Origin of the sequence: Methylobacterium cerastii (assembly GCF_022179125.1) — a bacterium.
In the GTDB taxonomy this organism is placed as follows: Bacteria; Pseudomonadota; Alphaproteobacteria; order Rhizobiales; family Beijerinckiaceae; genus Methylobacterium; species Methylobacterium cerastii.
This window is the reverse complement of record NZ_BPQG01000003.1, coordinates 23,886-40,135: the sequence shown is the minus strand read 5'-3', so window position 1 is coordinate 40,135 and position 16,250 is coordinate 23,886. Positions and strand designations below refer to the sequence as shown.

Annotated in this window: 12 protein-coding genes and 1 pseudogene; 5 read left to right on the top strand and 8 right to left on the bottom strand. The window is 68.8% G+C overall.

Going from position 1 to position 16,250, the window contains the following annotated elements; translation table 11 throughout:
• The 3 genes and pseudogenes from MFF13_RS00740 to MFF13_RS00730 form a co-directional block, all read right to left on the bottom strand.
• Positions 1-167, bottom strand: a pseudogene (locus tag MFF13_RS00740) (IS256 family transposase); the annotation flags it as partial.
• A gap of 456 nt (positions 168-623) precedes the next feature.
• Positions 624-1,067, bottom strand: a complete 444-nt coding sequence (locus MFF13_RS00735) for a hypothetical protein (RefSeq protein ID WP_147764908.1) — start codon at positions 1,065-1,067, stop codon at positions 624-626.
• A 20-nt stretch (positions 1,068-1,087) separates the two neighbouring features.
• A complete protein-coding gene (locus tag MFF13_RS00730) occupies positions 1,088-1,732 on the bottom strand; it encodes a TetR/AcrR family transcriptional regulator (protein WP_147751753.1) in 645 nt (214 codons plus the stop codon).
• Positions 1,733-1,966: 234 nt separating this feature from the next.
• Between MFF13_RS00730 and MFF13_RS00725 the strand changes: the two genes are divergently transcribed.
• The 5 genes from MFF13_RS00725 to MFF13_RS00705 all read left to right on the top strand — a co-directional run bounded on the left by MFF13_RS00725 (position 1,967) and on the right by MFF13_RS00705 (position 9,157).
• A complete protein-coding gene (locus MFF13_RS00725) occupies positions 1,967-3,043 on the top strand; it encodes an efflux RND transporter periplasmic adaptor subunit (protein ID WP_147830056.1) in 1,077 nt (358 codons plus the stop codon).
• Positions 3,040-4,113, top strand: coding sequence for an efflux RND transporter periplasmic adaptor subunit (locus MFF13_RS00720; protein ID WP_147830054.1), 1,074 nt, complete (start codon positions 3,040-3,042; stop codon positions 4,111-4,113). Before MFF13_RS00725 ends, MFF13_RS00720 begins: the two co-directional genes overlap by 4 nt.
• Positions 4,114-4,200: 87 nt before the next feature.
• Positions 4,201-7,296 (top strand): efflux RND transporter permease subunit, encoded by a 3,096-nt coding sequence (locus MFF13_RS00715; RefSeq protein WP_238232448.1) that lies wholly within the window; start codon positions 4,201-4,203, stop codon positions 7,294-7,296.
• On the top strand, positions 7,296-7,883 hold the full coding sequence (locus MFF13_RS00710) for a TetR/AcrR family transcriptional regulator (protein WP_147830050.1): 588 nt from the start codon (positions 7,296-7,298) through the stop codon (positions 7,881-7,883). The genes MFF13_RS00715 and MFF13_RS00710 overlap by 1 nt, the downstream gene beginning before the upstream one ends.
• A 56-nt stretch (positions 7,884-7,939) precedes the next feature.
• Complete coding sequence (locus MFF13_RS00705; protein WP_373322377.1) at positions 7,940-9,157, top strand: patatin-like phospholipase family protein; 1,218 nt, start codon at positions 7,940-7,942, stop codon at positions 9,155-9,157.
• Positions 9,158-9,476: 319 nt separating this feature from the next.
• Here MFF13_RS00705 and MFF13_RS00700 read toward each other — a convergent pair whose 3' ends face one another.
• The 5 genes from MFF13_RS00700 to kdpB are packed head-to-tail and all read right to left on the bottom strand — an operon-like array spanning position 9,477 to position 16,213.
• Positions 9,477-9,986, bottom strand: a complete 510-nt coding sequence (locus tag MFF13_RS00700; RefSeq protein WP_238232447.1) for a PTS sugar transporter subunit IIA — start codon at positions 9,984-9,986, stop codon at positions 9,477-9,479.
• A 58-nt stretch (positions 9,987-10,044) separates the two neighbouring features.
• Complete coding sequence (locus MFF13_RS00695; protein ID WP_147751748.1) at positions 10,045-10,740, bottom strand: response regulator; 696 nt, start codon at positions 10,738-10,740, stop codon at positions 10,045-10,047.
• Positions 10,737-13,457: a DUF4118 domain-containing protein gene (locus MFF13_RS00690; RefSeq protein WP_147751747.1), complete on the bottom strand. Its 2,721-nt coding sequence runs from the start codon at positions 13,455-13,457 to the stop codon at positions 10,737-10,739. Before MFF13_RS00690 ends, MFF13_RS00695 begins: the two co-directional genes overlap by 4 nt.
• 24 nt (positions 13,458-13,481) lie before the next feature.
• The gene (locus tag MFF13_RS00685; RefSeq protein WP_147830048.1) at positions 13,482-14,087 is read right to left on the bottom strand and encodes a K(+)-transporting ATPase subunit C; all 606 of its coding nucleotides are present in this window, start codon (positions 14,085-14,087) and stop codon (positions 13,482-13,484) included.
• 32 nt (positions 14,088-14,119) lie between these two features.
• Positions 14,120-16,213 (bottom strand): potassium-transporting ATPase subunit KdpB, encoded by a 2,094-nt coding sequence (kdpB, locus tag MFF13_RS00680; RefSeq protein WP_238270157.1) that lies wholly within the window; start codon positions 16,211-16,213, stop codon positions 14,120-14,122.
• Positions 16,214-16,250: the final 37 nt, after the last annotated feature.

Here is a 16,250-nt window from a genome sequence, read left to right as displayed (position 1 = left end):
CGCTGGACCAGACGCTCGGCGCTCTTCTCGCCGTGGGCCGCGCCGGTCAGGCCGCCCACCTCCAGCTCCATCAGTCGCTCGGCTGCAAAACCGATCATCTCGCGCAGCAGATCGGCGTCGGCACTCTTCTCCATCAGCCCGCGCAGGGCCATGATCTCGTCGGTCATCGGGGGTCTCTCGGGTTCGGGGTTGGTCGTCGCAACCCGACCCTACCCGGCAACCGCCGATGACCACCCCTCAGCTACACCATCGCCTGGGACACGACCAATGCCTGACTGAAGGGCGGCTCCGTCCCTTTGAAGAGAGCAGATCGAACTTGGTGGATGAAGGGTCATCCTGAGGGAGCTGAGACCTACCAATCCTAATCTGAATTAGGGACAGGGCTGAGGCGCGCGCGCATCGGTTGGCATCGCTTGCAACGGTCTCGGGATGCAGGTGCTTGAGAGTGGCCTCATGCTGTTCCCGAAGAGGAGCAGCGCCGTGTCTCCGCCGCAGCAAGCGAACGTCCGCAGCAAATTCACGACTTGGTCCTTGACCTGCCATGAGTGTCCTCACCGGTCTAACGCCACACACATCAAGCATCGCCCTCGCGAGGACGGCCGCCAATGCGCTCCGGTTTCGCCTTAAAGCCGAAGGACTTCGAGTTCCCGGCGGCAGGTTTCACCGAAGTCGGCGAGGGGGTCTGCGTCCTTCCCCTGCCTGATCCTGTCCTGGATCTCGGCGAAGGTCAGGTTCGGCGAGGCGTAGATGTCGACCACGCGCGACAGCAGCCGCTCGGCCGCCTCGATCACCGGACGTGTCGATCTCAGGCGCATGCGACCGATGATGGCAAACATGCCGACGACCACCTCCGGCCCCTCCGGATCGTGCGTGATCGCGTCGGCCAGACACTTCGACGCCTCGGCGATGAACTCGTCGTAGAGCGCCTCGCGCTTTCCCGCTTCCTGTGCCTGCCATTGCGCCTTGCGCGCGCCGTTCTGGGTCAGCCACGTCGTCACCAGCGACGAGGCCGCGCCCACGAGGGAGCCGGCCAGGCCGGTGGCGGCCGTAAGGACCGCGATTTCCATGACGTCCTCCTGATCGAATCTCAGCGACCTTCGCCTGCGCGGCCCACGACGAGGGTCCGTTCAAGCATGTCGAGGTGGGCGTCGAAGTAGGCGGCCATATCCATGGGGTAGGCATCCCCGAACTGCGTGCGCCAGATCGAGGCGGACACCGCGGCTGCCATCATGAGGTTCGGGAACTCGCTCGCCGCGACCGGCCGGAATTCGCCGCGTTCCACACCGTAGGCGAGGACGGCGGCCAACCGGGCGTTCACCGGCCCGATGACCTCGTCGTGCCACCGCACAGCCAGTTCCGGAAAGCGCGTCCCGTCGGCGAGCAGCAGCCGGAGCAACTCCCGGCCGCGTCGGTCATGGACCAGGGCGTCGTAGACGAACCGGAAGTAGGCCCGAAGGATCTCCATCGCCGGGCCCTTCGGATTGGTCGCCAAGCTGGCGAGCAGGTCGAGGGTCGGCTGCACCATCTCCTTGAAGGTGGCGACGAACAGATCCTCCTTGCTCGGGAAGTAGAGGTAGACCGTGCCCTTCGTGATCCCGGCGCGCACGGCGACGTCGTCGACCCGCGTCCCGGCGAAGCCCTTGAGGGCGAACTCCTCGAACGCCGCCTCCAGGATCTCGCCCGGTCGCGCTTCCTTGCGTCTTTGCCTCGGTCCGACCGCCGCCTTGCTCATTTCGTTCCCTGTTGACTGACTGGTTAGTTATTAGTAGATCAAGGGCATTCCGGCAAGCGCGTCGCCGTCACGGCCGCATCACCGCGCCGGGAAAACCTTTTCGCCCCATCCCGGGGCACCGGAATGGCCGTCGCCCCCTCCTCAGGTTCGACGGCCAAGAAGGAGCGGCTGCTCCGCCCCCTCGCAGCCGCTCCTTCGCCTCCCATCCACGCGGGTGACACGGAGCCCGATCCCATGATGACCCGCCTGACGCTTGTTTCTGTCGCGCTGCTCGCCGCCGCCGATGCGGTTGCGGCCGACGGTCGGCCTACGACCGAGGCGGTCTCCGTGAAGACGGTCACCGCGATCCGCACCCCGGTCTCGGAGGACGTGGTGCTGAGCGGGGACATCCAGGCGAAGTATCTATCCAACGTCTCCTTCCGTGTAACCGGCAAGATCGCGGAGCGCCTGGCCGAGGTCGGGGACCACGTCCAGGCCAATCAGGTCATCGCGAGGCTGGAGCCGCAGGAGCAACAGGTCAACGTCGACACCGCCCAGGCGGCGCTAAACTCCGCCGAGGCGCTCCTCACCCAAGCCAAGGTGAACTTCGAGCGCCAGCAGACCCTGATGAAGAGCGGCTATACCACCCGCACCACCTACGACGGGGCGGAGCAGCAGCTTAGAACGACGCAGGCGTCGGTCGACTCGGCCCGGGCGGCCCTCGGGACGGCCAAGGAGCAGTTCACCTACACCGAGCTTCGAACCGGCGTGGCCGGCATCATCACCGCCCGCAGCGCGGAGGCGGGCCAGGTGGTCTCCTCGGGACAGACCGTGTTCACGCTGGCGCAGGACGGGAGCCGCGACGCCGTCTTCACGGTGCCGACCATCCTGCTGGAGCCGCCCCCCGAGAGCCGGAAGGTCGACGTCTCGCTTCAGGCCGACCCGCGCGTGACCACCGTCGGGACCGTGCGGGAGATCTCCCCCACCGTGGACACGAACTCCGGCGGCGTGCGTGTGAAGATCGGTCTCGACGCCGTGCCGGCCGGGATGTCGCTGGGGGCGGTGGTGCTCGGACGTGCCCGCCTGCGTCCGCGGGATGCGGTGACCCTGCCATGGAGCGCGCTCTTTCGCTGGAAGGACGCATCGGCGGTCTGGGTCCTCGACGCGGGTACGGGGAGCGTGTCGCCCAAGCCGGTCGAGATCGAACGCTACGAAGGCTCGGGCATCGTCCTCGCCGGTGGCGTCGAGCCCGGCGAGGAGGTCGTCACCGCCGGCATCCAATTCCTGTCACCGGGCCGGAAGGTCACCGTCGCCGGAAAGGGCACGCCGTGAGCCGCCTCGTCCTCCCCATCGCTGTCCTCGTCGCTCTTTCTGGCTGCAAGGAGCAGAAGGCCGAAGCCCCGCCGCCTGTTCGCCCGGTCCTGACGGCGACCGTGGCACTGGAGGAAGCCCGGATATTCGGCCCCTTCGCGGGCACAGTCCAGCCACGCTACGAGAGCCAACTCGGCTTCCGGATCGGCGGTCGCATCGTCGCTCGCGATGTCTTCGTCGGCGACCAGGTCGCCAAGGGCACGCGGCTCGCCGCCCTCGATCCCACCGTGCAGCAGTTCGCCCTGGTGCGGGCCCGCGCCGACGTGGCCGATGCCCAGGCACAGGTGAAGAACGCCTCGGCCGCGGAGGGGCGGCAACGCATCCTGTTCGAGAACAACAGTGCCGTGACGCAGGCCCAGCTCGACGGGGCGGTGGCCAATCGCGACACCGCCGACGCCCGGCTGGCCCAGGCCAAGGCCGCCCTGCAGAAGGCCACCGACGAGCTCGGCTACGCCACGCTGACCGCAGGTTTCGACGGAGTCGTCACGTCGTGGAGCGCCGAAGTCGGACAGGTGATCCCGGCGGGTCAGGTCGTCGTCTCGGTGGCGCGTCCCGACGTGCGCGAAGCCGTGGTCGACATCCCGGACGATCTGATCGGCGAATTGCCGAAGGACATCGAGTTCACCGTCAGGCTTCAGGAGGTGCCCGAGGTCACCGCCCGGGCCCGCGTGCGCGAGATCGGTCCCCTGGCCGAAGCCTCGACCCGGACGCGACGCGTGCGCATGTCCCTGATCGATCCGCCCGATGGTTTCCGTCTCGGCAATACCGTCACGGTCGCGTTCGAGCGCCCGGTCTCCCCGCGCTTCCCCGTGCCGTCGACGGCTGTCGTCGAGGACGACGGCCATGCCGCGGTCTGGGTCGTCGCGCCGGACGGCAGGACCATCAACCGCCGCGAGGTCACGATCCTGGAACGCGAGGAGGGACGCGCGTTCGTCGGGACCGGTCTCAAGGCCGGCGAGAAAGTCGCCGTCGCCGGCGTCCACGGCTTCACCGAGGGCCAGGCGGTCCGGCTCCCCGAGACCGGCCTCTAGGCCCGATCCGCCTCGCTCTTCCCATTCAATCGCCCTTCCCGTTCACCCGCGGGTTCCCGACCTGTCGAGCCGCGCAAGGATGCGCCGATGAAATCCTTCAACATCTCGGAATGGGCGCTGTCCCACCGGTCCTTCATCTGGTTCCTCATGGCCATCGCGCTGGTGGCCGGGGCCATGGCCTACACCAAGCTCGGGCGCGAGGAGGACCCGGCCTTCGCGATCAAGACCATGGTCGTCCAGGCCCGCTGGCCGGGCGCCACCATCGACGAGACGCTCCAACAGGTGACCGAGCGCATCGAGAAGGAGGTCAAGCAGATCAACGCCGTGGACTACACCAAGAGCTACACGACCCCGGGCCAGACTACGGTGTTCGTGAACCTTCGCGAGACCACGCCCCCCAAGACGATCCCGTGGCTGTTCTACCAGGTGCGCAAGCGCCTCGGCGACATCCAGGGTACGTTCCCGCAGGGCGTCCAGCCGCTGGGCTACAACGACGAGTTCGGCGACGTGTTCGGCAACGTCTACGCCTTCACCTCGGACGGCCTCTCGATGCGTCAGCTCCGCGACTACGTCGAGCAGGTGCGCACCGGCGTCCTTGCCGTGGAGAACGTCGGCAAGACCCAGGTCCTGGGCGCGCGCGACGAGGTGATCTACCTCGACTTTTCGGTGCGCAAGCTCGCCGCGCTCGGCATCGATATGCAGAGCGTCATCAACACCCTCCAGGCCCAGAACGCCGTCCAGCCCTCGGGCGTGGTCCAGGCCGGGCCCGAGCAAGTCAGCGTACGCGTCGGCGGGCAGTTCACGGACGAGAACAGCCTGAAGGCCATCAACCTTCGAATCAACGACCGTTTCTTCCGGCTCTCGGACGTGGCCGAGATCTCCCGCGGCTTCACCGATCCGCCCGAGGCGCTGTTCCGCTACGACGGCCAGCCCGCCATCGGGCTCGCCGTCGCCATGCAGGCCAGCGCCAACCTCCTCCACTTCGGCGAGGCGCTGAAGGATAAGATGCGCGAACTGGAAGCGGATCTGCCCGCGGGCGTCGGCATCCACCTCGTCTCCGATCAGCCCAAGATCGTCGAGGAGGCGGTGGGCGGCTTCGTCCAGGCTCTGGTCGAGGCGGTGGTGATCGTACTGGCGGTGAGCTTCATCAGCCTAGGGTGGCGCGCCGGCCTCGTGGTCTCGCTCTCCATCCCGCTGGTGCTGGCCATCACCTTCGTGATCATGGACGCCATGGGGGTGACGCTCCAGCGCATCTCGCTCGGCGCGCTCATCATCGCGCTGGGCCTGCTCGTCGACGACGCCATGATCTCCGTCGAGATGATGGTCGCACGCTTGGAGGTCGGCGACAGCCTGCAGAAGGCCGCGGTCTTCGCCTACACCTCCACCGCCTTCCCGATGCTGACGGGCACGCTCGTGACGGTGGCCGGCTTCATCCCCATCGGCTTCAACGGCTCGTCGGCGGGCGAATACACCTACTCGCTCTTCGTCGTGATCGCTGTGTCGCTCCTCGTCTCATGGGTGGTGGCCGTGGCGTTCACCCCCCTGATCGGAGTGAAGATCCTGCCGAAGACGATCAAGGGCCACCACGACAAGCCGAGCCGCACGCTCTCGGCCTTCCGCGCCCTGCTCCTGCCCGCCATGCACCATCGCTGGCTGACGGTGACGTTCTGCGTCGCGCTGCTCGGGGCCTCCGTCTATGGCCTCGGCTTCGTGCAGCAGCAGTTCTTCCCGTCCTCGGATCGCCCTGAGGTCCTCGTCGACATGACGTTGGCGCAGAACGCCAGCATCGGCGAGACTCAGGCGCAGATGGACCGCTTCGAGAGCGTGCTGAAGGGCGATCCCGAGATCCGGCACTGGACGTCCTACGTCGGACAGGGCGCCGTCCGCTTCTACCTTCCGCTGGATCAGCAGCTCGCCAATGCCTTCTTCGGCCAGATCGTCATCGAGACGGCCTCCTTGGAAGCGCGCGGTCGCACCATCGCTCGCCTGAGCAAGGTTGCGAAGCGGGACTTCGTCGGCACCGACGTCTTCGTACACCCACTGGACATCGGGCCGCCGGTCGGACGCCCGATCCAGTACCGGATCGGCGGTCCCGACCTGCAGGTGGTGCGCCAGTCGGCGATGACACTGTCGAACATCGTCGCCGCGAACGCCAGCCTGTCCGTCCCGACGCTGGACTGGAACGAGCCCGGCAAGGTGCTGAAGGTAGAGATCCTGCAGGACAAGGCCCGCCAGCTCGGCATCACCTCGAAGGACATCGCCACGATCCTCAACGGGGTCGTGGGCGGTGGCAGCATCACCCAAGTCCGGGATTCGATCTATCTCGTAAACGTGGTCAGCCGCGCCCAGGCCGCCGAGCGGCACTCCATCGATACGCTGAAGAGCCTGCAGGTCCCGCTCCCCAACGGCAGCACCGTCTCCCTGCTGGCCTTCGCCAAAATCCGCTACGACCTGGAGCAACCCATCGTCTGGCGGCGCGACCGGCTCCCCACCATCACCGTGAAGACCACAATCAAGGACGCCACGCAGGCGGCCACGGTCGTGGCCGCCCTGAAGCCCGAGATCGAGGCGTTCCGGAAGACGCTTCCCCCAGGCTACGTCCTCGCGACGGGTGGCGAGGTCGAGGAAAGCGGGAAGGGTTCCGGTCCCATCGCGGCCGTGGCGCCCGTGATGCTCCTCGCCATGGCCTTCTTCCTCATGGTGCAGCTGCAGAGCATCCAGAAGCTCTTCCTGGTGGTCAGCGTCGCGCCCCTCGGCCTGATCGGCGTCGTGGCGGCCCTTCTGCCCTCGGGGGCGCCCCTCGGCTTCGTCGCCATCCTCGGCGTGCTGGCCCTCATCGGCATCATCATCCGCAACTCGGTGATCATGGTCGCCCAGATCGAGGAGTACGAGGCCACGGGCATGCCGAGGTGGGACGCGGTGGTCGAGGCGACCTGCCATCGCATGCGGCCCATTCTCCTAACCGCCGCCGCCGCCAGCCTCGCGATGATCCCCATCGCCCGCGAGATCTTCTGGGGGCCGATGGCCTACGCCATGATCGGCGGCATCATCGCCGGCACCTTCCTGACCCTGTTCTTCCTGCCCGCACTGTATGTCGGCTGGTACCGGATCAAGCCCGGTCAGGGCGAAGGAAAGGCGGTGCCCGCCGCGGACCCGCATAGCCACGGACAGGTGCCGGCGTGATGCTCGTGGCCCACGACCCGATGGCATCGGCCACGCCGCCAGCATCGCCGATCCGCGCCCGGAAGGGCTCGGACCGCAAGGAGCGGCTCCTCCAGGCCGCTTCCCGCGTACTCCTGCGCCACGGCGTGCAGGCGCTGACGTTGGAGGCTGTCGCGCGGGAGGCGCGCACCAGCAAGGGCGGGCTCCTCCATCACTTCCCCAGCAAGGCGAGGCTGCGGGCCTCGTTGCTGGACGACCTCATCGCCCGGCTTCAGCGGGACCTGCTCCGTTTCTCGGCCGCCGATCCCGATCCGCGAGGACGTCGTCTGAGGGCTTACGTCCAGGCCCTCGTCGCGCCGGACCCTGCCTGCAACCGGCCCGTCATCCTGGCGGCGCTGCTTGCCGACCCGGAGGCGCTCCGCCGGTGGCAGGGCTTCTCCGACGCATGGCTGGACCCGGACCTGAACGGCATCGAACCGGGCCGTGCCCACGCCGTGCGAGCTCTCGTCGAGGGCTCCTGGCTTGCCATCGCCCTCGGGCTCGGACCGGCCGACCCGGCCGGGCTGACCGCGGCCCTGCAGGACCTTCTGCGGCTGGCCCAAGTCTGAACCGGCCGAGTGCGCGCGTGACCGACCCTCTGTTGAGGGGGAGCGAGAGGCTTTCCATGAAGACGATGCCATTCGCAGGCCGGATACGGGCCGTCGTCGCAGCGACCGCACTGTCGAGTCTCGGGGCCTGCGCCTCGCTTCCGCGGACGCCCTACACCGCGAGCGAGTCCGCGGCGGCCGAGGTGGCGGGCATTCCCGGCGCACGGATATTCGCCGACGTTCCCCTGGAGCGGTACGCGACGTTCATGGGAGCCCGACAGCCGCGTTCGAGGCCGTTCACATACCTGGCGCTGTCGGGCGGCGGCGGCGACGGCGCCTACGGGGCCGGGGTCCTCAACGGCTGGTCGGCGGCGGGAACGCGGCCCGAGTTCTCCCTCGTCTCGGGCGTCAGCACCGGAGCGCTGATCGCGCCGTTCGCCTTCCTGGGAACGGCCTACGACCCGGTCCTCACCGAGATCTACACGAGTGGCGTCGCCTCCTCGCTCGTCGCCAATCCGAGCCTCGCCAACGTGGTCTTCGGATCGGGGCTGTTCGGAGACCAGCGCCTTCGCGACCTCGTCGGGCGCTACGTCACCACCGACCTGCTGGCGGCGGTGGCGAGCGAGCATGCCAAGGGTCGACGGCTACTGGTCATGACGACGAACCTCGACGCCAAGCGGGCCATGGTCTGGAACATGGGCACCATCGCCGCGAGCGGCGCCCCGAGCGCCATGGCACTGTTCCGTGACGTGCTCACGGCATCGGCCAGCGTGCCGGCGGTGTTCCAACCGCAGCTTTTCGACGTGCAGGCCGAGGGACGCGTCCATCAGGAACTCCACGTCGACGGCGCCGTGGTCGCGCCGGTCTTCATCCTGCCCCAGGCGGCGCTCGTCGGCGACAGGATCCGTGGCGCCCCGGGGAAGGCCGACTTCTACGTCCTCATGAACGGGCGGATCGATCCCGAGTTCGAGATCGTGCGGGCCGAGACCCTTCCCATCGTCCAGCAGACCCTCGCCACTGGGGCGCAGGCGCGTAGCTCGGCAAGCCTGGCGGCGGCCTACGCCTTCGCCGCCAGCCGCCGGGCAGGGTTCCACCTCGCCTACATCGACGGGTCGGCTCCCAGGCCGACGACGGTGGACGGCTTCGAGGTCTCGTACATGCGAAGCCTCTACGAGGCCGGCTTCGAGAAGGCGCGATCCGGGACCGCCTGGCGCAGCAGGGTTCCGCTGACTGCTCCCGGCGACGTCGCGAGCTCGGTCGGAGCGCCTCGGCGAGGCCCTGGATCAGGGCTCTGAAAGGGCCGATTTTCGGATTGCATCGTTCCGCTGTGGATCAGCTTTGAAGCCTGAACCCTCCTTCAGCTCTGTAAAGTCACTGCGATGTTTGACAAAGTACCTTGAGGAGTGGGGTCACAACCGGCGCTGATCGTGACCCTACTGGAAACTCCAATTTTCACACTGCGTTAGAAAGTTAGGAACGGCTCGGCCGGTGTCATTTTTCGACGCCGATCCACACATACATTGGCCCCCAGAAGCGGACCGACTGCAATCCACCCATCATGGAACGTTAGGCTGCATGGCATCCAGTGTCGTTGTATCGACAGCGGGTAGACCGTCACGGTGCCGTCCGGCTGCCCCTCATGGTCGCGTACAGCGCGCCCGCATCGCGGGCTCCCCGCATCGCCGCCACCGCCTCGGTATCACGCATCCGGCGGGCGACGCAGGCCAGGGCATTGAATTGCGAACCCTGCGCATCGGTCGGGAGCAGCAGTAGGAACACGAGGTCCACCGGCCGTTCGTCGATGGCGTCGAAGTCCACCGCGTCGCGCAGGCGTACCAGGCATCCGAACGGGCGCCTGACGCTCTCCAGCCGGGCGTGCGGCAGCGCGATGCCGTCCCCGACCCCGGTCGAACCGAGGCCCTCGCGCTTCTCCAGCGCCGTCCGCAGCGACGCGGCATCGAGGCCGAGCGCCTGGGCGGCCCGGCGCGCCAGGTCGTCCAGGAGCGCGGCCTTGCTCGCCGTGCGGACCCCGACGGCGACTTGGTCGGGCGATAGGATCTCGTCGATGGTCATTCGGGTCGGCTCGGTCGCGGAACTGCGGTAGGGGTCGAGGGGCTCGCTCAAGCGCCCGGGTCCGGAAGGATCTCGAAGGGTTCGCCTTCATGCACGGCGAAACCCGCCATCAAGCCCGGGCCTCGTCCTCGGGGGCACGCAGGCGATAGCCGACGCCGGTCTCGGTCAGGAGGATGCGCGGGCGCTCGGGATCGGCCTCCAGCTTTAGGCGAAGCTGGCGCATGTAGACCCGCAGGTACTGCGGGTCGGACGAGGTGGAGACCTCGCTCATGAGTTGGGCGTGGGTCAAGGCCTTCCCGGCATGCTGGATCAGGACGCGCAGGAAGTCGTACTCGCGCGGCGTGAGCTTCACCTCCTCGCCGCGGACCCGGACCAGGCGGCGCACCAGGTCGACGCTGAGGCCGTCGACCTCGAACAGGGCGCGTTCGCCCTGGACCGCGAGCTGGTGGCGCAGGGCCGCGCGGATGCGGGCCAGCAATTCGCCCATGCCGAAGGGCTTGGTGACGTAGTCGTCCGCCCCGAGGTCGAGCGCCTCGACCTTGCCGGCCTCGTCGTCCCGGCTGGACAGGACCACCACGGGCAGGTCGCGATGGTCCTTGCGGATCAGGCGCAGCAGGTCGTGCCCGCGCATGTCGGGCAGCCCGAGGTCGAGGATGATCAGGTCGACGGTCTCACGGGACAGGACGTCCAGCGCGGCGCGTGCGTTCGGTGCCTCGAAGGTCTCGTAGCCCTGGGTCGCAAGGCCCATGCGCAGGAGCTTCCGGATCGGCGGCTCGTCGTCGATGACGAGGATGTTCATGCTCATGCCGCCAGATCCGCGCGAACGTTTCCCGCCGGGGGGACGGGCAGGAGGACGGTGAAAACGGCGCCCAGGCGGTCGCGGCGGTTGCCGGCCGTCAGCGTGCCGCCCATGGCCTCGACGAACCCGCGGGCGATGGCGAGGCCGAGGCCGGTCCCGGCCCGGACGCTGTCGCCCTTCCGGACGCGATAGAACTTGTCGAACACGCGCTCGACGTCGGCCTCGGGCAGGCCGTCGCCCTCGTCGAGGACCGTGAGACGGACCTGCCCACGCTCGACAGAGCCCCTGACGGTGACGGTGGACCCCTCGGGGGCGTACTTGGCGGCGTTGTCGAGGAGGTTGACCAGCACCTGCTCGAACAGCACCGGATCGAGGCGCAGGGCCGGCAGGGTGGCCGGAAGATCGAGCTCGACCCGATGGCCGGCGAGGATTGAGCCTAAGCGGCGCAGTGCGGTGTCGACGGTCTCGCCGACGTCCTGCGGCGTGAGGCTCGCCGCCACGGCCCCCGCCTCCAATCGGGTCATGTCGAGGAGGTTGACGATGAAGCGGTTCAGCCGCTCGGACTCCTCGATGATGGTGTCGAGAAGGTCCCTCTTGGCGTCTGCTTCCAAGGCCTCGTCGAGGTCGCGCAGGGTCGTGGCCGCACCGAGCACCGAGGACAGAGGGGTGCGCAGGTCGTGCGAGATCGAGGTGAGCAGGGCCTGCCGCAGCCGGTCGGTCTCGGCGGCGCGCTCCGCCCGGTCGAGGTCCTCGACCAGGCGCACCCGCTCGATGGCCAGTGCCGCCATGTCGGCCAGCGCGTCGAACAGGCGCCGGCTCTCCGGTGAGAGGATCGGTCCGATGCCGTCGGTGTCGAGGCCGATGACCCCGACGATGCCGCGGCCCGTCCGCATCGGCAGGAACAGCCGCTTGGCCCCCGGTAGCGTGTCGGCGCCCCGCCCCGCGGGCCGCTCGTTGTCGAAGGTCCAATTCGCGGCGCCCAGGTCGGCCGCATCGAGGGTGTCCTCGGGCGGGAAGCCGGCCCGGACGGAGACCGCTCCCTGATCGGGGAGCAGGACGACGACCCGGACCCTCAGCATGGCGGCGATCTGGGCGGAGGTCGCCCAGAGCACGTCGTCGAGGGTGCCGCATCCGGCGAGCTTGCGGCTGAAGCCGTAGAGCCGCTCGGTGGCCCGCGCCCTGCCGTGCGAGACCACCGCCTCGCGGCGGGATCGGGACGCCAGGTTCGAGACGGCTACCGCCACCACCGTGAATAACAGGAACGCGGCGATGTTGGTCGGGTCCGCGATGGTCAGGGTGTAGACCGGCGGCAGGAAGAAGAAGTTGTAGGCCAACGACGCGGCGACCACGGCCACGAGCGACGGCCCCAGGCCGAAGCGCACCGCGACGGCGACGATGGCGGTCAGCAGGATGAGGTCGGCGTTCTCGACGCCGAGATAAGGCTCGACCAGCAGCGCGAGCCCGAGGGCGGCACCCGTGCCGAGGAGCCCGACGGCATAGGGCAGGATCTCGACGGGCCGCTTCTCGACCGCCGTCGCGACCGTCTTCGCCGGGACCGGATCGGCCTTCGCGGCCTCGCCGGTGATGACGTGCACGCTGATGTTGCCGGACCGGCGGATGATGTCGTGCACCACCGAGCCGTTGAGGAGCTCGAACAGCGGCGAGCGTTCGGCCTTGCCGAGGATGACGTGGTTGACGTTGGTCGAGCGGGCGAAGGCGAGGATGTCGTCGGCGACGCGCCGGCCGCCCGGAAGCGTGACCGCGTCCCCGCCAAGCCGGTCGGCGAGGCGCAGGGTGTCGGCGATGCGGTCGCGCGCGGCCTCGTCGAGGGACAGGCTGCGCGGCCCTTCCACGGTGATGGCGGTCCACGGCGCGTGCAGGCGGTCGGCGAGGCGCTTGGCGTGGCGCACGAGGCCGGCGGAGTTCGGGTCCTCGCTGACGCAGACGAGCACCCGCTCCCCGGCTCCCCAGGGGCCAGCGATGGCGTTGGCCCGCATGTGGCTGATGAGCTCGTCGTCGACCCGGTCTGCGGTGCGGCGGAGCGCCAGCTCGCGCAGGGCCGTCAGGTTGCCGCGGGAGAAGTAGTGCTTGAGGGCGCGCTCGGCGTTGCCCTTCACGTAGACCTTGCCGTCCCGGAGGCGCTGGATCAGGTCGTCGGGGTTGAGGTCGACCACCTCGATGTCGTCGGCGCGGTCGAGGATGCCGTCTGGCACGGTCTCGCGCACCCGGATGCGGGTGATCTGCGCGACGACGTCGTTCAGGCTCTCGACGTGCTGGATGTTGAGGGTGGTGTAGACGTCGATGCCGGCGTCGAGCAGTTCCTCGACGTCCTGGTAGCGCTTCGGATGGCGCGAGCCCGGCGCGTTGGTGTGGGCGAGCTCGTCCACCAGCGCCAGGGCGGGCCTGCGGGCCAGCAGGCCGTCGAGGTCCATCTCGTCAAGCGCCGTGCCGTGGTACGCGACCGACCGCCGGCCAAGCACCTCGAAGCCCTCGACGAGCGCCAGGGTCTCCGCGCGCCCGTGCGTCTCGACCACGCCGACGACCACGTCGGTGCCGGCCTTAAGCCGCGCGCGCCCGACGGTGAGCATCTCGTAGGTCTTGCCGACCCCCGGGGCCGCCCCGAGGAAGATCTTGAGGCGACCCCGTCCGCCTTCCTCCCGACGCGCGGCCTCCAGCAGGGCGTCGGGCGAGGGACGGTCCGGATCGCGATGCGGCGTCGACATGGGGCGGCCTGTCATCTGGCGGTTCTACTTCGACCCCGAACCGTCCAGGGCGAGGTTGAGGGCGAGCACGTTGACGCGGGGCTCGCCGAGGATGCCGAGGAGACGACCCTGGACCTGCGCTTCCACCAGGGAACGCACCCGATCCTCGGGCAGGCTGCGCGCCTTGGCGATCCGGGGCACCTGGAACAGGGCGGCGTCCGGCGAGATGTCCGGGTCGAGGCCCGAGCCGCTGGTGGTGACGAGGTCGACCGGGACGGGCTTACCGGGATTCTCGGCCCTGAGGCCGTCGAGTTCGCCCTTGACCCGCTCGGCCAGGGCGGCGCTCGTCGGCCCGAGGTTCGAGCCCGACGAGTTCGCGGCGTTGTAGGGCGACGGGACGGTCTTGCCGGCGTCGGCCGGATCGGCGGCGCTCGTGGCCGAGGGGCGACCGTGGAAGTATCCGGCTTGCGTGAAGGACTGCCCGATCAGGCTGGAGCCGACGACTTTGCCGTCGCGCTCGATCAGGCTGCCGGCGGCCTTGGCCGGGAAGATCGCCCCCGCGATGCCGGTCATCGCGAGGGGGTAGGCGAGCCCGGTGATGGCCGACAGGGCGATCAGCAGGACGAGGGCGGGGCGAAGCTGGTTCAGCATGGACGTTGGCCTGATTTGGAGTTTCGCGGGGCTCAGACGAGGTGCAGGGCGGTGATGGCCAGATCGATGGCCTTGATGCCGACGAAGGGCACCAGGATGCCGCCGAGGCCGTAGATCAGGAGGTTGCGGCGCAGGAGGGCGCCGGCCCCGACAGCCCGGTAGGACACGCCCTTCAGCGCCAGCGGGATCAGCACGACGATGATCAGCGCGTTGAAGATGATGGCCGACAGGATCGCGCTCTCGGGCGAGGCGAGGCCCATGACGTTGAGGGCCTGGAGCTGCGGGTAGAGCACCAGGAACATCGCCGGGATGATGGCGAAATACTTGGCGACGTCGTTGGCGATGGAGAACGTGGTCAGCGCCCCGCGGGTCATCAGCAACTGCTTGCCGATGCCGACGATCTCGATGAGCTTGGTCGGGTCGCTGTCGAGGTCGACCATGTTGCCGGCCTCGCGCGCCGCGACCGTTCCGGTGTTCATCGCGACGCCGACGTCGGCCTGGGCGAGCGCCGGGGCATCGTTGGTGCCGTCGCCGCACATGGCGACGAGCTTGCCCTGGGACTGCTCCTTGCGGATCAGGGCGAGCTTGTCCTCGGGGGTGGCCTGGGCGAGGAAGTCGTCGACGCCGGCCTCGGCCGCGATGGCGGCCGCGGTCATCGGGTTGTCGCCGGTGATCATCACCGTGCGGATGCCCATCTGCCGGAGTTCGGCGAAGCGCTCGCGGATACCGCCCTTCACGATGTCCTTGAGGTAGACGACGCCGAGAAGCTGGCCGTCCCGCGTCACGGCGAGCGGGGTGCCGCCCGCCTTGGCGACGTCCTCGGCGATGGCCTGGATCTCGCGGACCGTCTCGTCGGCGACGCCTGGGCTGAAAGCCAGCGCCGCACCGGAGCCACGGGTTGCCATCGGCTGTGAACTCACCGAGGCGATGATGGAATCGACGGCGCCCTTGCGGATGGAGGAACCGTCGAGATCGACGCCGCTCATCCGGGTCTGCGCGGTGAACGGTACGAAGGTCGCGTTGAGGCTCGCCATGTCGCGGGCCCGAATGCCGTACTTCTCCTTGGCCAGGACGACGATGGAGCGGCCCTCCGGGGTCTCGTCGGCCAGCGAGGCCAACTGGGCCGCGTCGGCGAGATCCTGCTCGGTCACGCCGCGGACGGGGCGGAACTCGGTGGCCTGCCGGTTGCCCAGCGTGATCGTGCCGGTCTTGTCGAGCAGCAGGGTGTCGACGTCGCCGGCCGCCTCCACCGCGCGGCCCGACATGGCGAGCACGTTGAAGCGCACCAGCCGGTCCATGCCGGCGATGCCGATGGCCGAGAGCAGCGCGCCGATGGTGGTGGGGATCAGGGTGACGAACAGGGCGACGAGCACGATCAGCGGGATCGACCCGCCGGCATAGGAGGCGAAGCTCGGGATCGAGGCGACGGCAAAGACGAAGATGATGGTCAGGCCGGCGAGCAGGATGTTGAGCGCGATCTCGTTGGGGGTCTTCTGGCGCGAGGCGCCTTCCACCAGGGCGATCATGCGGTCGACGAAGGTCGAGCCGGCCGCGGCCGTGATGCGCACCCGGATCTCGTCGGAGAGCACCTGCGTCCCGCCGGTCACGGCCGAGCGGTCGCCGCCGGATTCGCGGATGACGGGGGCGGATTCGCCGGTGATGGCGGCCTCGTTGACCGATGCCACGCCGAGGATGACCTCTCCGTCCGACGGGATGATGTCGCCGGCCTCGACCAGAACCACGTCGCCGACCTTCAGGTCGTTGCCGGGGATGGTCTCGAAGTCGCGGCCGGCGCCGGTGAGGCGCTTGGCCATGGTCTCGGTGCGGGTGCGCCGGAGGCTGTCGGCCTGGGCCTTGCCGCGCCCTTCGGCGATGGCCTCGGCGAAGTTGGCGAACAGCACCGTGAACCAGAGCCAGAGGATGATCTGGCCGGAGAAGGCGAGGTTGGCACCGCCCGTCAGCACGTCGCGGACGAACAGGACGGTGGTGAGCGCGGCCACGACCTCGACCACGAACATGACCGGGTTCTTGATCATCTTACGGGGGTCGAGCTTGGTCAGGGCGCCGACGAGCGCCGGCCCGACGAGGGCGGCGCTGAACAGGCTCGTGGAGTTTGGGCGGGCCATTGCGGTTGTCCGATTGGATGGTGAAGCGTCTCGGGCG

Coding starts and splice junctions, on each gene's coding strand:
- MFF13_RS00735 (WP_147764908.1), bottom strand. CDS start 1,067: ATGGAAATCGCGGTCCTTACGGCCGCCACCGGCCTGGCCGGCTCCCTC.
- MFF13_RS00730 (WP_147751753.1), bottom strand. CDS start 1,732: ATGAGCAAGGCGGCGGTCGGACCGAGGCAAAGACGCAAGGAAGCGCGA.
- MFF13_RS00725 (WP_147830056.1), top strand. CDS start 1,967: ATGATGACCCGCCTGACGCTTGTTTCTGTCGCGCTGCTCGCCGCCGCC.
- MFF13_RS00715 (WP_238232448.1), top strand. CDS start 4,201: ATGAAATCCTTCAACATCTCGGAATGGGCGCTGTCCCACCGGTCCTTC.
- MFF13_RS00710 (WP_147830050.1), top strand. CDS start 7,296: ATGCTCGTGGCCCACGACCCGATGGCATCGGCCACGCCGCCAGCATCG.
- MFF13_RS00705 (WP_373322377.1), top strand. CDS start 7,940: ATGAAGACGATGCCATTCGCAGGCCGGATACGGGCCGTCGTCGCAGCG.
- MFF13_RS00695 (WP_147751748.1), bottom strand. CDS start 10,740: ATGAGCATGAACATCCTCGTCATCGACGACGAGCCGCCGATCCGGAAG.
- MFF13_RS00690 (WP_147751747.1), bottom strand. CDS start 13,457: ATGTCGACGCCGCATCGCGATCCGGACCGTCCCTCGCCCGACGCCCTG.
- MFF13_RS00685 (WP_147830048.1), bottom strand. CDS start 14,087: ATGCTGAACCAGCTTCGCCCCGCCCTCGTCCTGCTGATCGCCCTGTCG.
- kdpB (WP_238270157.1), bottom strand. CDS start 16,213: ATGGCCCGCCCAAACTCCACGAGCCTGTTCAGCGCCGCCCTCGTCGGG.